14 protein-coding genes are annotated in these 16,074 nt (G+C 44.7%); all 14 read right to left on the bottom strand.

The annotated features are described in order from the left end of the window. Nucleotides 1-2: 2 nt before the first annotated feature. On the bottom strand, nt 3-1,361 hold the full coding sequence (murD, locus tag LIR34_RS06275; RefSeq protein ID WP_173902289.1) for a UDP-N-acetylmuramoyl-L-alanine--D-glutamate ligase: 1,359 nt from the start codon (nt 1,359-1,361) through the stop codon (nt 3-5). A 59-nt stretch (nt 1,362-1,420) separates the two neighbouring features. Continuing rightward, nucleotides 1,421-2,377, bottom strand: a complete 957-nt coding sequence (gene mraY / locus LIR34_RS06270) for a phospho-N-acetylmuramoyl-pentapeptide-transferase (protein ID WP_173902288.1) — start codon at nt 2,375-2,377, stop codon at nt 1,421-1,423. Between the two features lie 108 nt (nt 2,378-2,485). Further along, on the bottom strand, nt 2,486-4,210 hold the full coding sequence (locus LIR34_RS06265; RefSeq protein ID WP_161286202.1) for a peptidoglycan D,D-transpeptidase FtsI family protein: 1,725 nt from the start codon (nt 4,208-4,210) through the stop codon (nt 2,486-2,488). Between the two features lie 64 nt (nt 4,211-4,274). Continuing rightward, nucleotides 4,275-6,263, bottom strand: a complete 1,989-nt coding sequence (locus tag LIR34_RS06260; protein ID WP_244092232.1) for a peptidoglycan D,D-transpeptidase FtsI family protein — start codon at nt 6,261-6,263, stop codon at nt 4,275-4,277. A gap of 131 nt (nt 6,264-6,394) precedes the next feature. Further along, nucleotides 6,395-6,940 carry a hypothetical protein gene (locus tag LIR34_RS06255; protein WP_173902287.1) on the bottom strand — a complete coding sequence of 182 codons (546 nt, stop codon included), beginning with the start codon at nt 6,938-6,940 and terminating at the stop codon, nt 6,395-6,397. Between the two features lie 23 nt (nt 6,941-6,963). After that, complete coding sequence (rsmH, locus tag LIR34_RS06250; RefSeq protein WP_161286204.1) at nt 6,964-7,908, bottom strand: 16S rRNA (cytosine(1402)-N(4))-methyltransferase RsmH; 945 nt, start codon at nt 7,906-7,908, stop codon at nt 6,964-6,966. 36 nt (nt 7,909-7,944) lie between these two features. After that, nucleotides 7,945-8,376 carry a division/cell wall cluster transcriptional repressor MraZ gene (gene mraZ, locus LIR34_RS06245; protein ID WP_161286205.1) on the bottom strand — a complete coding sequence of 144 codons (432 nt, stop codon included), beginning with the start codon at nt 8,374-8,376 and terminating at the stop codon, nt 7,945-7,947. Between the two features lie 271 nt (nt 8,377-8,647). Then, nucleotides 8,648-9,706: a prolipoprotein diacylglyceryl transferase gene (locus LIR34_RS06240; protein ID WP_173902286.1), complete on the bottom strand. Its 1,059-nt coding sequence runs from the start codon at nt 9,704-9,706 to the stop codon at nt 8,648-8,650. 12 nt (nt 9,707-9,718) lie between these two features. After that, on the bottom strand, nt 9,719-10,816 hold the full coding sequence (ychF, locus tag LIR34_RS06235; RefSeq protein WP_173902285.1) for a redox-regulated ATPase YchF: 1,098 nt from the start codon (nt 10,814-10,816) through the stop codon (nt 9,719-9,721). 94 nt (nt 10,817-10,910) lie between these two features. Beyond that, a complete protein-coding gene (locus LIR34_RS06230) occupies nt 10,911-11,582 on the bottom strand; it encodes a thiamine diphosphokinase (protein ID WP_320442961.1) in 672 nt (223 codons plus the stop codon). Continuing rightward, nucleotides 11,579-12,253, bottom strand: coding sequence for a ribulose-phosphate 3-epimerase (gene rpe, locus LIR34_RS06225; RefSeq protein WP_173902283.1), 675 nt, complete (start codon nt 12,251-12,253; stop codon nt 11,579-11,581). The genes LIR34_RS06230 and rpe overlap by 4 nt, the downstream gene beginning before the upstream one ends. Then, on the bottom strand, nt 12,254-13,132 hold the full coding sequence (rsgA, locus tag LIR34_RS06220; RefSeq protein WP_161286356.1) for a ribosome small subunit-dependent GTPase A: 879 nt from the start codon (nt 13,130-13,132) through the stop codon (nt 12,254-12,256). Nucleotides 13,133-13,135: 3 nt separating this feature from the next. Further along, nucleotides 13,136-15,334: a Stk1 family PASTA domain-containing Ser/Thr kinase gene (pknB, locus tag LIR34_RS06215; RefSeq protein ID WP_173902282.1), complete on the bottom strand. Its 2,199-nt coding sequence runs from the start codon at nt 15,332-15,334 to the stop codon at nt 13,136-13,138. After that, a complete protein-coding gene (locus LIR34_RS06210; RefSeq protein WP_161286358.1) occupies nt 15,328-16,074 on the bottom strand; it encodes a Stp1/IreP family PP2C-type Ser/Thr phosphatase in 747 nt (248 codons plus the stop codon). The genes pknB and LIR34_RS06210 overlap by 7 nt, the downstream gene beginning before the upstream one ends.

The raw sequence follows: 16,074 nt of genomic DNA, 5'->3' as shown, positions 1-16,074 counted from the left end.
TATCAAAGTGCTTTTACGTATTCTTTGAACATATCGCCTCGCTGTTCATAGTTATCGAACTGTCCCCAGCTTGCGCAGGCAGGAGAAAGAAGGACTGCATCTCCCGGTTCTGCCTTCTGTGCACAGATATCCACTGCTTCCCTGAGATCCTCACACAGAATGATACACGGACACACGCCAAGACGCTCCGCTGCTTCTTTGATCTTGTCTTTTGTCTGTCCGATCAGAACAAGGCAGCGTACCTTGCCATCAAAAGCATTCAGCCATTCATCATAGCTGGAACCCTTATCGTAGCCGCCTCCGATCAGAAGCGTAGGACGGTTCATAGCCTGTATGCCCTTAATCGCAGCATCCGGATTGGTTCCCTTGGAATCATTGTAATAAACAACGCCATTCTTCTCTGTGACATATTCGATCCGGTGCTCAACTGCTGTAAATTCGCAGATACTTTTGCAGATACTCTCCACAGAAACGCCTGCACAATATGCCATTGCCACTGCCGCCATCACATTCTCAAAATTGTGCTGTCCAAGAAGCTTAAGTTCACCTGTATGTACAAACGGAATTTCTTTACCTTCCAGCTTAAGTACGATCAGATCTCCATCCAGATAAATTCCCTCGTCAAGCTTCCTTACACTGGAAAAATAAACCGTTTTCGGAACAATATTATTACCGAATTCACGCAATACCGGATCCTCGTAATTCAAAATGCAGAAATTCTCCGGTTTCTGATTTTTGACGATCAGTTCCTTGACGCGGATATATTCCTCCATTGTATGATGACGATTCAGATGATCCTCTGTGATGTTAAGGATAGCACTGACCTGTGGTGCAAACTCCTCAATCGTCTCAAGCTGAAAGCTGCTGATCTCTGCCACTGTTGTAGAATTTTCTTTCATTTCCAATGCTTTGGATGTATACGGTGTTCCGATATTTCCTACCACAAAAACTGATTTCTCTGCATCACTCATGATCTTGCCAAGCAATGCTGTCGTAGTAGTCTTTCCGTTTGTTCCGGTGATCGCCAGCACACGACCCTTTCCTGTACGATAAGCAAGCTCCACTTCTCCCCATACCGGAAGTCCCATATCATAAAACTTCTGTACGACCGGAATATCTGTCGGTACTCCGGGACTGAGTACTACCAGATCAAGACCTGCTTCTACTTCTTTCGGGAGTTCTCCCGCATAGATCTCAGCCTTCTCTCCATGTGCAAGTTTACCCAGAACTGCATCCTTATCTGTGTTTTCATTTCCGTCAAAGAGAATCACATGAGCCCCTGTCTGTTCCAGAAGATCCGCGGCTCCGATACCACTTTTGCCTGTTCCAAAGACAAGTACTCTTTTTCCCTGTAAATCCATTCTTTTTTCCTCCTGTAAGCTGGTTACCCTTCACTTCGTTCACAGCAACCTGTTCAAAATCACAGTGCAAGAAGTGCGATCAGACACATCACTGCTGTTATAATAGAAAACACAGCTACAACTCTTGTTTCCGACCATCCGCATAATTCAAAATGATGATGGATCGGAGCCATCTTAAAGATACGTTTCCCATGTGTTTTCTTAAAATAAGTTACCTGTATGATAACGGACAGTACCTCTACCAGATAGATCAGACCTACCAGAAGGATAAACAGCGGCATCTGCATCATATAGGCAGCTCCTGCGACAAATCCTCCCAGTGCCAGAGATCCCGTATCACCCATAAAAATTTTGGCAGGATATACATTAAACAGCAGAAATCCCATCAGACCACCCACAACTGCACAGGTGATCGGCTCGATCCCACTCTTTGTTCCAATGGAAACCACAGAGAAAAATACCGCAACGATCAGTGTTACACTGGATGCCAGTCCATCCAGACCATCTGTAAAGTTTACACCATTCACAGTTCCAATCACTGCAAAGAAAAGAACCGGAACAGCCAGCCATCCAAGGTTCAGATAATGATCTGACCAGAATGGGATACGCATTGCCAGATTTACATCTGTATAATTCACAAGATAATACGTAAATACTGCGGTTACAACTACCTGCAGAGAAAATTTCTGCCATGGAAGAAGACCATCAGAACGTCTCAGAACTACCTTAAGGTAATCATCCAGAAATCCGATAATACCAAATCCCAGTGTCAGAAACAGTACCGGAATCACCTTCGGATAATCTCTGACATAAAACAGGGATGTTATAACCGTAGCTATCAGAAAAATGACGCCTCCCATTGTAGGAGTTCCTGCTTTTTTCAGGTGCGACTGCACACCCTCCACACGTTCTGTCTGTCCCATCTTGAGTTTTCTCAGAAACGGGATGATGATCGGCCCCAAAATCACACTGATCGCAAAAGAGATCAGCACAGGGATTACAACTTGATAATTCATCCTCACACCTCTTATCATTCTTTTGTTTTTTTATCATGTTTGATTATAAGGCTTTTTGACGTATTTCGCAACCCTATCGTTACTGTGAACAGTCACATCCCTTTCCTTCTATCCTTCTATTTTCATATACGGAAGAATGTTCTCAAAAATTGTCCGGACAACAGGGGCTGCAATGGTTCCTCCATAATAGACACCCTTGGGATCATGAATGATACATAAGGCCAGTATCTGCGGCTCTTTTGCGGGAGCAAATCCAAGAAATGAAGAGATATAACGGTTGGCACTTCTTGGAAGTGTCTGTGAAGTAGCCGTCTTGCCGCCGATTCTGTATCCCTCGATCGCTGCATTTTTTCCCGAACCCTCAGAAACAACTTTTTCCAGTATATACCGGACTTTCTCAGATGTTTCGGCTGAGAGGATCCCTGTTTTTACAGGATATTCCAACTCTTTTATAATTTCTCCGCTCTCATCTTCAACCGCCACTCCAAAATGAGGAGTGACCCGTCGTCCTCCGTTGATCAGTGCACTCACAGTTGCCGCAAGCTGGATCGGTGTGATCTGAAAGGACTGGCCAAAGGAAACTGTTGCCAATTCTACATTTCCCATATTCTGAGGCTTGTGCATGATCGTACCCGCCTCTCCCGGAAGATCAACGCCGGTTTTTTCCAGAAGTCCGAATTTTCTGAAGTATTGATAGTATTTTTTCACCCCAAGTCTCAATCCTACTTCGATAAATACGGGATTGCAGGAATTCTGTGCTCCTTCTACAAAATTCTGCGAACCATGTCCTCTCCTGTTTGCACAGTGGATCCTTCTGTCATCGACCAGCTTGTATCCGGGACAGTAGAAACGATCCTCCATAGTTACAGCCCCTTCCTCAAGACCTGCTGCCATTGTGATGATTTTGAATGTAGAACCCGGTTCATAGGTATCATTCAGACAGGGATTCCTCCACATCTGATTCAGCAGTTCCTGCTTCTTCTCTGCACTCAGGCCGGAAGTATCCGCATCTGTATTCAGTTCAAACGGGTGATTCAGATCAAATTCCGGCACATTTACACAGGCATAGATTTCTCCGTTCTGAGGGTTCATCAAAAGAATCGAAACTCTTTCAGCATCTTTTTCTTCCATAACCTTCAGAGCAGCCTGCTGGACATATTCCTGTATGCTGATATCCAGACTGGTTCGAAGCGTGCTGCCTGTCTTGGGTTCTTTCCGGTTTTCTCCGATTTCATCCAGTTCGATTCCCCTCGCATCAGTAGTCGTGAGGATTTTGCCCGAATCACCGCTCAGCACATCTTCATATTCCACCTCAAGGCCTATGATTCCCTGGTTGTCTGCTCCTGTAAATCCCAGGACTCTGGAAGCAAGCGAATTCCATGGATAATATCGCTTGTAGTCTTCATCCACCTTTACCCCCGCAAGACCGGCCTTTCGTATTTCATCTCCCACCTTTTTTTCTACATTTGTCCGCATTCTCTCTATGGAGGATATTTTTTCTACTTTTTTTCGCACTGTATCTTCTGATAGTTCCAGTTTCTGCGACAACAGGGAAATGATCTTTTCCGGCTCCTTAATCTGGCTGTGAATGACAGATACCGTACAGACAATCTTATTTGATGCAAGAACTTTTCCCTTCGCATCCACTATTTTTCCCCGCGCTGCTTTGATCGGTCGTTCCCTCTCATGGAGTTCCTGTGCTTTCTCACTATAATAGTCCGCTCTGACCCCCATCAGATAAACAAGTCTTCCTGTCAGTCCCAGCATCATGACTGCACATAAAAGAAAAATTGTCCATACCTTTTTTTTATGAAAAGTCAGATTTTTTTTCATAAAAAATCCCCCCGAAGACTGTCATACTATTATATGTCCAGTCCCCGGAGGGAATCACCGTATCTTAGTCCAGTCCAGCCTCCTCATTAGTAAGGCCTTCACTTTCCATATCATTGTCCTGTTCAGCATCTTCTTCACTGTCTTCTGGTGGTTCCGGCACGTTTGTATCTGAAATTGCTTCTTTCAGATCACCTTCATCATCCGTGCCCACATTTACATCCACAGTGTTTCCAGAGGCATCCACAAGATTTCCCTTAAATCCTTCCCACAACTCTGTTTTCGGGATGGTTCCATCCTCTGATTCGTCCGGTGTTACATTCAGATACGGAAGCAGCTCTGACAGGATTCCCTGTGCGATATACTGAGGATATTTACTGTCTGCCTGTTCCTCCGCATTCGGCTCATCTACAGCCACATACATAAGTACCTGCGGATTCTCCACCGGTGCAAAGGTAATAAAAGAAACGATATATTTCTTATTTCCTCGCGGAAGTTTCTCGGCAGTACCTGTCTTACCACCAGAACTGTAGCCTTCTACCTTGGAGGTACGGCTTGTACCTTCCAGAACACTGGCCTGCATGTAAGAACGAATGTCTGCCGAAATGTCAGAAGAGATTGTCTGTTTGAGAAGCACCGGATTAATTGTTCTGACCGTACCTCCGCTGCTGTCCTTGATTGCAGTCACCAGGTGCGGCTGATAATAATATCCGCCATTGATAACCGAACACATTGCATTGATCTCTTGAAGCATCGTACAAGTAAATCCCTGACCGAATGCCGAGCAGGCAAGCTCCGTTTCTCCCATGGTCTCTGTCGTATGGATAACGCCCGCCCCCTCATTCGGAAGATCGATTCCTGTACGGGAACCAAAATTAAATAGACTCTGTGCTTTCAGGAAAGCCTCTGTCCCCATTTTGGCTGCGATCTGCATCATTCCATCATTACAGGAGTTTGCAATGACCTCCCTTAAGGTCTCCGTTCCATGTGCATCCGGCCATACCGCACATTTGATATAGGTATCTCCGTTTGCACCAAAGGTTTCGCCGCCATCGCAGTTAAACGTATCCGTTGCTGAGATCTTGCCTTTCTCCAGGGCACCTGCCATGACGATTGGCTTTACAACGGATCCTACTTCAAAAGCATCTGTTACACAGAAATTTCCCCACATGGCATTCAATGCCGTCACGGTTTCCTCATCTGACATTTTGTCGATTTCTTCCTGAGAATACACCTGTGACATATCTCTTGGATTATTCAGATCATATCTGTCTCCTCCATCCATGGCGATGATTTCGCCGGTCGACGACCTCATTACGATCACACCAATGTTCTTGGCACCCATGCTGGCTTTGAAGCCATTGACATATTTTTCTACAATCTGCTGTGCTCCCACATCCAGCGACGTCTCGATACTTTCCCCGGTTACTGGCTCCATGATCGTCTGTTCAGCATCTGACTCATCATTGATATATCCATACTGACGGCCATCCGTTCCCATCAGGGTACTGTTATAATAACCTTCCAGCCCAGCATCTGCTGTTTCTCGCGAAAGAGTAAAACCGATGGTATCACAGGCAAGTTCATCAAAAGGATAGATTCTCAGATAATCTTCCTCAAACCAGACTCCCTGTACATTTGCACGTTCTTCCAGTTCTTTCTCGGAAAGACCGCTGTCCTCACCGGGAGAAGCATATTCTTCAAATGCTTTCTTCTGATCCATTGTTATTTGTTTTTTGAGGATCTGGTACTGGCTGGAGCTTGTCGCAGGATCTGTAAGTTTCTTTCGGATATCATCCTCATCAATACCCAGAACATCTACAAGTGCCTTGACCGTCGCATCTACATAGTCATGCTTTTCATCATTGACTTCCTTACAGTCCAGGATCACTGTATAAACCTTCTGACTTGTAGCGAGGAGATTTCCGTTACAATCATAAATATTGCCTCGCTTGGCCGGAAGTACACTGCTCTGATAGGACTGCTGTGCCTGCAGAAGTACTCGTTTCTTATACTTGGTTCCACTGGTCGCATTAATATACGTAATACGTCCCAACAAACAAACTAAAGCTAGTATTACTACTGCAAATAGTCCTACTAGCTTTCCCCGCATGGTATGATTGATTTTTGGTTGAGGTTTCTTACGTTTCCTCTGTCTGGTATCGCTCAAATTCTCACCTCTTACTTTCAGGGTACATCCTGATACTGTCTCACATAACTGCTGCTTGGCACACTGTAAGTCTTCTTCTGACTATCAGTGGGATAGTTCATTCCCAGACGGCCGATCGCGATTTCTCTGATCTGATCCAGATCAACTTCCGATGTCACCTGACTTTCATATGCATCGTTTTCTTCTTTAAGCTGAGCCCATTCGGATTCCAGGCCTGCTACGGATTTAATCCTTCCTGTCAGCTCTGCCTTCAGCTGAAGATAGTTGACACAGCAAAACAACACTGCCACACTTACAACTGCCAGGAACGTTACAAATCCACGTCCCATACTCATTGCCTTTTCACGGTTACGCCTGGTCTCACGGCTTATTCTCTGAGTGCCGGCTGTTACCGTGCGTGTTGTACTTCTATGCTTCACGGACTGCTCCCGGGAAGCTGCCGGTTTGCGTCCCGGCACCTCCTGCAGTCTCTTTACTGTATTTCCATCTATATACATCCCACGGGCATTTCTTGCATTTACTTTGCCTTTTCTGTTTGTGACTGCCCTGTTTGTCCTTTCCATCTACGCCCTTCAACTCCTATATTTCAGTCTGAAAATCTCCGCTCAAAAATCCTCAGTTTTGCACTTTTAGATCTTGGGTTTTCTTCCTGTTCTGCTGTCGTTGGAAGAATAGGCTTTCTGGTGATAACTTTTCCTTTGGATTTTTTGCCGCATACACACACCGGAAAGTCCGATGGACATGTACATGGATTTTCGTTTTTGCGGAAGATCGTCTTAACAATACGATCCTCTAAAGAATGGAACGTGATAATACATATTCTTCCTCCATCATCAAGGAGATCGATCATTCCATCCAATGATTCTCTGAGAACATCCAGTTCTCTGTTTAACTCAATGCGAATTGCCTGAAACGTCCGCTTCGCCGGATGTCCTCCGGTTACCTGCATCTTCATCGGAATAGACTGACGGATGATCTCTGTCAGTTCTCCGGTGGTGCGGATCGGACTCTGCTGTCTGGCCGCCACAATGTGCTTCGCTATATTCTTTGCAAATTTATCTTCACCGTAATCACGAATGATACGGTACAGTTCTTTCTCTTCATAACCATTGACAATATCAGCGGCTGTCCTGCTCTGCCTCTGATCCATCCTCATATCCAGAGGTGCATCTGTCCGATAGGTAAATCCCCGCTCTTCATTGTCCAGCTGATACGATGAAACTCCCAGGTCTAAAACAATTCCGTTGACTTTCTGGATTCCCAGGCTGTGAAGTTCATTAGCCATGTAACAATAATTGCTGCGAATGATCGTCACTCTGTCCTCGTAGGCGGCCAGCCTGTCACTCGCAGCAACTATTGCATCTTGATCCTGATCTATGCCAATAAATCTCCCCTTGGCAGAAAGTCTGCGGCACACTTCACTTGCGTGCCCTGCTCCTCCCAGCGTTCCATCCACGTAGATCCCGTCCGGCTTAATATTCAAGCCGTCAATGGTTTCTTCCAGTAATACAGACTTATGCTTAAATTCCATATCCGTCTCCTGTTGGATTTCTTTCCGGCGTATTGCTCAGATGATGATATCCATATCCCGCATACTCTCTGCGATACTGTCCATATCATCATAATTGCAGTTCTCGCTCCACTTTTCCTTGCTCCAGATCTCAATCCGGTTCAGGTTTCCTGTGAGTACCACTTCTTTCTCCAGACCGGCAAATTCCCTTAGTGGCTGTGGCACAAGGACTCTCCCCTGCCTGTCCAGTTCACAGTTTGTGGCACCTGCTACAAAGAAACGTGTGAAGGTTCGCGCATTTTTATTTGTAAGTGGTAAGGCTCTGAGTTTCTTCTCGAATGTTTCCCATTCATCCATGGGATAAACTGAAAGACAACCATCCAATCCTCTGGTCATGATAAACTCTTCTCCCAAAAGTTCTCTGAACCTGGCAGGAATGATCAGACGCCCCTTCGCATCTATTACATGATTGTATTCTCCCATGAACATAAAACTCACCTGCTCTCAAGAGTACGATTCTCCCCTTCGTACATCTCTGGTGGAGCTGTCAAGTCTGCCACATTCTCTCCATTCCCCACCACTATTCACCACTTTCTACCACTTATGAAACAATTCTACCCCATTTACTGTTAAATTACAAGTGGGAATCTGAGTTTTTTTAATGCATACAAGCCTCTTTTTTTCTCTGAAAAAGGGAAGTTTTCTTATGTTTTTTCAAGAAAACTTCCCTTTGGATTTTATTATTTATCGCATCTTTTGTTTATTTAGAATCTGAAATCGGTTTCTGTAATTCCTCGGATTTTTCAGGATTGGCTTCCTCTGATGGTTTCTCTTTTGCCTCTGCAAAAACTTCCCGAAACTCATCCCTGACATCTTCAAAGCTCTGCATATCTTCATAGCCTCGCGAGGATTTTTCCTCCTTTGCATAACGCTCTTCCAGCCGACGTCTGTGAATCTTTTCACGCTTCTTGGAAAGAATACGCCTTACAGTCGCAACGATGCTGAATATCACAAAAATCCCTGCTAAAACCGGCACAAAAACAGAAATCTCCGTTCCCGGAATATAGATTCTGTCCGTACACAGAAATTCAATTCCTGCTTTTCCCAACGCGTATCCGGCAAGATATCTCATAAAGATCTCTCCCTGAAATTTCTTCCGTTTCGTATAAATAAGAAGCACACATAGCAGAAAAAAGCACCACAGACTCTCATAAATGAACAGCGGATGCACCTGAACATAGGAAATATCTCCTATCTTCACTATGTTTTCCTGCATTTCTGCCGTCAGCCTTGCACCGCTTAAAGTCTCTGCCGGAAGCTGCATAGCCAGAATGCTGTCTGTATATCTTCCTGTATACTCTCTGCTGAAAAAATTCCCCCACACTCCGATCATCTGGCTGACGACCACACCAGGGATGATGGTATCTGCCATTCTTCCAAATGACAGCTTCCTGATCTTGCAAAAAACCGCCAGGGCTGCTATCCCGCCAAGAAGTGCACCATACATGACCATTCCGCCTGTACGGATATCCCATAATGCCTGCTGGGGTTCTTTGGCAAAAATGTTCCAGTGCAGAGCTATATAACATACTCTGGCACTCACCGCGCCAAACACGACTCCCGGGATCAGTGCCTCCAGATAAAGATTCTGATCCTGGTTCTGTCTCTTTGCCTGCAGGATGATAAAAGAAAGCCCGGCAAGCATTCCGACTGCTATAAAAATCCCATATATGGTAATTTCAAACCCAAAAACCGAAACAGTTTCACCCACATATCCAAGGTTAATACCTAAATGTGGAAAACGAATCGACATATTCATAAAACACCTTCATTATACATTAAATCTGAATAAGATCACATCTCCATCCTGAACAATGTATTCTTTTCCTTCCATGCGGACAAGACCCTTTTCTCTTGCTCCTGCATAGGAACCACAGTCAAGAAGATCTTTATAATTAACAACTTCTGCCTTGATAAATCCACGCTCAAAATCTGTATGGATCTTTCCGGCTGCCTGAGGAGCTTTTGTGCCAATCTTGATCGTCCATGCACGTGTCTCATCCTCACCTGAAGTCAGGAAACTCATTAATCCAAGAAGACTGTAGCTTGCTCTTACCAGTTTCTCAAGGCCGGATTCCTTAAGTCCCAGATCTTCCAGGAACATTTTTTTCTCATCATCATCCAGTTCGGAAATTTCTTCTTCGATCTCCGCACAGATCACAAATACTTCGCTCTTCTGCTCTGCTGCATATTTACGCACAGCCTGAACATATTCGTTGGACTCTCCGTCATCTGCCAGATCATCCTCACTTACATTTGCGGCATAGATCACCGGTTTCCAGGTCAGAAGATTATAGGTTCCCATCCAGCCTTCTTCATCCTCTGATTCCAGTTCCATTGTGATAGCCATCTGTCCGTCTTCGAGATGTGTCTTGACTTTCTGAAGGAAATCAAGTTCTTTGGCAGCTTCTTTGTCCATACGAGCGGTCTTGGTCACTTTTGCAATTCTTCTCTCCAGAATCTCAATATCTGAGAAGATAAGTTCCAGATTGATGGTTTCAATATCTCTGAGCGGATCAATGCTTCCATCCACATGGATGACATTCGAGTCCTCAAAGCAGCGCACTACATGAACGATGGCATCTACTTCACGGATGTTTGCAAGGAACTGGTTTCCAAGTCCCTCTCCTTTGGATGCTCCCTTTACAAGTCCTGCAATGTCAACAAATTCGATCACTGCCGGAGTGACCTTCTTTGAGTGGTAAAAATCTCCCAGAAGTTTCAGTCTTTCATCCGGTACCGTTACAACACCCACGTTCGGATCAATGGTACAGAACGGATAGTTTGCAGATTCTGCCCCTGCTTTTGTCAGGGAGTTAAACAATGTACTTTTACCTACGTTTGGCAGTCCCACGATTCCAAGTTTCATATCTCTATTTCTCCATTTCGTTATTATTGATTATATTTTCTGCTTCATTCTAGCACACACATTATAAAAAGTCTATCTGTAACTACACTGTCTTTCAGTCTATGGACATGATCATAAGCAGTGTGCCGGAATCAAAGGTAACTTCTGCATTTGCCTCTCTGAATTCATTACTGACAGTCAGACCGCTGTCTTCTGTCCTGAGGCAGTAACCATCCAGCGGATATTTGAAGCCCTTAAGAGTCAGATTGCAGACCTCTCCTCCTATCGGAAAGAAAGAAACATATTTTCCAAACTGCTCTTCTTTTTTGAGAATCGTTCCATTCTCAATCAGGCACATATAATTATATTTATCTGCCAGAATAATCTGTACATTCTTTGATTTTCCCAACATCAGAAGACCGAAATTCGCCATCAGATGGTCAATTCGGTTTCCGGTTGCGCCCAGGATCATAATTTTTCCGGCACCATGCTCTATCGCATAGTTCACCGCTGACTGCGTATCGGAGTCATCTTTTTCCGGCTTTAATCGGAGGATTTCCGTATTTGTGAGAGTTTCCATATATGCTTCGCCTTCTTTTGAAAGGCTGTCAAAATCTCCCACTGCAATGTCCGGTTTCAGGTCTGTCCCCATAAAAAATTCCACACCTCTGTCCGCTGCAATGATACAGGTGTGTTCTGTTCTGTTTTTTTTCAAAAAATCGAGGGCAAAATCTTTTTGGATATTGCCCCCGCTTACGATGATCGTATCTTTCATCTCGTGCCTCAATTCAGTCTTTCGCTGATATTTTCGATTTTTTCCTGTATTCTCTGAACATTTGATGCAAGATCTCCATGAAATACATAGGAACCTGCCACAAGAAGATTTGCTCCAGCATCCATCACTGTCTCCAGAGTAGAATCGTTGATTCCACCATCCACCTGAATGTCTACATCCAGTTCTTCTTTGTCGATGATCTCCTTGAGCTCCTGGATCTTTTCTGTGCATTCCGGAATATATTTCTGTCCGCCAAACCCTGGCTGTACAGTCATGATCAGAACCATATCTATCTCATCCAGCAGATGACTGATGTCATTGACCGGAGTTGCCGGTTTGATGGACACGCCCACTTTGACACCTGCATCACGGATCAGTTCGATCGCACGCTCCAGATCCTCACAGGCCTCTGAATGTACCGTGATAGAATCTGCACCGCAGGCTACAAAATCCTGAATATATCGCTCCGGTGCACTTACCATAAGATGCACATCAAAAAACATTCTGGATTCTTTTCGGATAGAACGGATCACCGGCATTCCGAAAGAAATACTCGGCACAAAATCTCCATCCATAACATCAATATGGAGCCATTTCACTCCCTGTTTCTCCAGTATCTGAATCTGTTCGCCCAGACGGTTAAAATCCGCTGATAAAATAGACGGGCACAACTGATATTCCATTTAATATCTCCTTTTCTCTTTTAATTCTTCATATAAACTAAGATAATCTTCATATCGGATTCTGCTGATCTCGCCCTCTTCAAGAGCTTCCTTTACTCTGCATCCTGGCTCATGAATATGCCTGCATCCCTGGAAACGGCACTGTTCATCATACCTTAAGAATTCCGGAAAATAATCCTTAAGCTCCTGCTCTTCCATATCGGTGAGATACAGCGAAGAAAATCCCGGAGTATCCATAAGAAATGTATTCTCCCCCACAGGAATCACCTGTGAATGACGGGTTGTATGTCTGCCTCTTTTAAGTTTCCTGCTGATCTCTCCTGTCTCCATCTGAACACCAGGCTGGAGAAGGTTCGTCAGGGAAGACTTGCCGACACCGGAAGGTCCTGCCACAACCGTAGTTTTTCCTTTAAGTATCTGGTGGATCTCTTCGATTCCTTCTTCCTTTAGTGCACTGGTAAGAAGTACCTGATATCCGCAGTTCTGATATGTCTGATAAAGTTCCTGTGTTTCCTTTTCTGAGGCAAGGTCCTTTTTGTTAAAGCATATGATTGCCGGGATACCTGCCTGCTCCATCATGATAAGGAAACGATCCAGAAGCATAAAATTCGGCTTTGGATCTTCCATCGCAAAAATCACAAATGCCTGATCCACATTGGCAACTGCCGGACGGATCAGGGAATTCTTACGGGGAAGAATCCTGATCAGATTCCCCCTCCGTTCTGCTTCATCCAATATTGTGATCTCTACATTATCACCAACCAGAGGTTTCTGGTTGTCCTTACGGAAAATACCTTTGGCTTTGCATTCATAAAGTGCATCATCTTCTCCGTAAACATAATAGAATCCTGCAATTCCCTTAATGATCTTTCCCTGCATGGATTACTCTGCCTTCTTGAAAGTCAGCGGATAAGATCCCAGCTGCTGGAAGTTTCCATTGATCAGCTCTGATACATATAAGGTTCCTTCACTTACACCCGGAACACCTGTGATATCCAGAGTATATGGGAAAGTAATTGCCTCTCCGTCAACCACTTTCGTTGAAGTAGTCTCACCATTTGCCTCCTGGATCAGTTCCAGACGAATTGCTCCGCCCTGATATCCATTCGGAGTATTCAAAGTCTGTGTACATTTCCATACTTCCCCATTTGCAGCTGCGGTATTCTGCTGAGCCGTATTGTCTGCTGCAGCCGTATCCGTTGTTGTGTCTGCTGCTGTTGTATCTGACGGTGCCTGGTCTCCACAGCTCACTACAATAGCCATTGGTTCATCCGGATCGCCATATGCAGTGTCATCATCCTCTGAAACTGCTGACGGATCCTGAGAAATAACCTGACCAGCCGGTACCTCTGCACTCTGCTGCTCTGTAACCTGGATATCCACCCATTTGCCAAGTGCTGTAAGTGCCTCATTCTTTGTCATTCCTACTACATTCGGAATCTGTGCAGTATCACCATGATCCAGACCACGGCTGACAGTCAGTGTAACAGAGTCTCCTGCTGTCATGCTTGTGCCTGTTTCCGGAGATACGCTCATCACATATCCTGGTTCGACAAGCGGCCATCCGCTGTCATCAGCCTCACTATATTCTTTCTGTACAGTTACAGTAAGTCCCATATCCTCGAGAGTCTGCTGTGCATCCACACCTGTCTGACCTGAAAGTTCCGGAATTGTAATTTCCTGCTGTCCCTTGCTGATATGATATTTGATTGTTGTATACTGCTCTACCTTGGTTCCCGCCGGGATATCCTGAGAAGAAATTCTTCCCTTTTCCTGTGTGGAGTTCTCCTCTCCGATCATCTGTTTACCAAGTTTTTCTTCTTCCAGAAGTGCAGCAGCCTCATCCTCTGTCTTACCTACCAGATTCGGAACTGCTACCATTCCATCCTGGTCTGCAGAAGCTGTTTCCTGCTCTGTCTTCTGTGTATTTTCCGTTCCATTACTTCCTATGATACCCGATACCTTACCGATTACAAAAATTGCACCGACTAAAACTGCAGCTCCTGCCAGAAGGGCAACGATCGTAACTGCTGTGTTAGGACCTTTTTTCTTCTTGGCGGATTTTTTGCGTTTTGGAGCTTCCTCGTAATCATCATCGTCCTGGTCATAATCTGTATCATAGATTTCCTCTTCCAGATCATCTACTTCCAGCTTCTGTGAAGAGGTACGTGGAGTACTCTTGATTTCTCCCAGCTCTTCATCTGAAATAACAACTGTCTTAGCCTCATTATCTACTGAGGATAAAGTAACAAAATTACCCTGCGGATCGATCAGGGAATGCTTCAGATCGGCGATCACATCTTCCATTTTTTCGTAACGGCGCCCAACACTCTTCTGTGTACATTTCAGAATGATCTGCTCCAGACTGTATGGGAGATTTTCGGTATATACACTTGGCGGTACCATTTCTTCCTGAAGATGCTTGATCGCAATTGCAACTGTCGTATCTCCGTCAAAAGGAACTCTTCCTGTGACCATCTCATAAAGAGTGATACCAAGAGAATAGATGTCACTCTTCTCATCACTGTATCCGCCCCGGACCTGCTCAGGTGAACTGTAATGTACAGATCCCATCACATTGGAGCTGATCGTATTGGAAGAAGCCGCTCTTGCGATTCCAAAGTCTGTGACCTTTACCTTACCATCTGTAGAAATAATGATATTCTGAGGTTTCACATCACGATGAACAATTCCATGATTATGTGCAGCTTCCAGTCCCATGGACACCTGAATGGCAATACTTGTGGCTTCCTTGATGGAAAGCTTCCCTTTCTTGGCAATATACTCCTTAAGAGTGATTCCCTCGATCAGTTCCATAACGATGTAATAAACACCGCCATCATCTCCTACGTCAAATACATTGACAATATTCGGATGTGTAAGACCTGCTGCTGCCTGTGCTTCGCTGCGGAATTTACGGATAAACGTTGTATCCTCTCTGAATTCCGGCTTTAATACCTTTACCGCAACAAAGCGGTTGAGCTTATGATCTTTTGCTTTATAGACATCCGCCATTCCGCCGGTGCCTATTTTCCCTAAAATTTCATAACGTTCTGCTATGATTGTTCCTGTCTTTAACATTTTTCTACCTCATTCGTGAATGGTTCTACCAGTATCACTGCAATATTATCCTTACCACCATTCTGGTTGGCTTCTCTCAGAAGTCTTTCACCCTTCTGTGGCAGTTCCTCGTTCTGGTTCAATATAATTTCTTCAATCTTGCTGTCCTCTACCATATTGCTCAGACCGTCGGAACACATAAGGATGGTACTGCCCGGTTCCATCTTAAGGTCAAAAAAGTCAATATCGACAGTTCTCTCCGCACCAAGTGCTCTCGTGATAATGTTTTTATCCGGATGATTTCTTGCCTCTTCCCGCTTGATCTCTCCGATTCTGATCATCTCTTCTACCAGTGAATGGTCTTTTGTAACCTGGCGAATCTTTCCCTGGATGATATACAGGCGGCTGTCACCAACATTTGCAACATACAGATAATGCCCTACAATCGTGGCCACTACCATAGTTGTTCCCATTCCGCGCAGTGCTTCATCTCTCCTGGCGGACTCAAGGATCTCTGTATTGGCGGTCTCAATGGCATGACGAATTACCTTGATAGGATTGAAATCTGCGTCTTTTTGAATCTCATCCACCAATGTCTGAACAGCATGAGAGGACGCGTAATCTCCTGCATTATGACCGCCCATGCCATCGGCAACAACGAACAGATTCTGGAGATTTCCTACCGGGGTCTCGGAAACAAACACATAATCCTGGTTCATTTTCCGCTTCTGTCCTACATCCGTAGCTGAATATACCCTCAT

The organism is Blautia sp. MSK17_66 (assembly GCF_020538025.1).
Taxonomy (GTDB): domain Bacteria; phylum Bacillota; class Clostridia; order Lachnospirales; family Lachnospiraceae; genus Blautia_A.
This window is presented reverse-complemented; position numbering and strand designations above follow the sequence as displayed.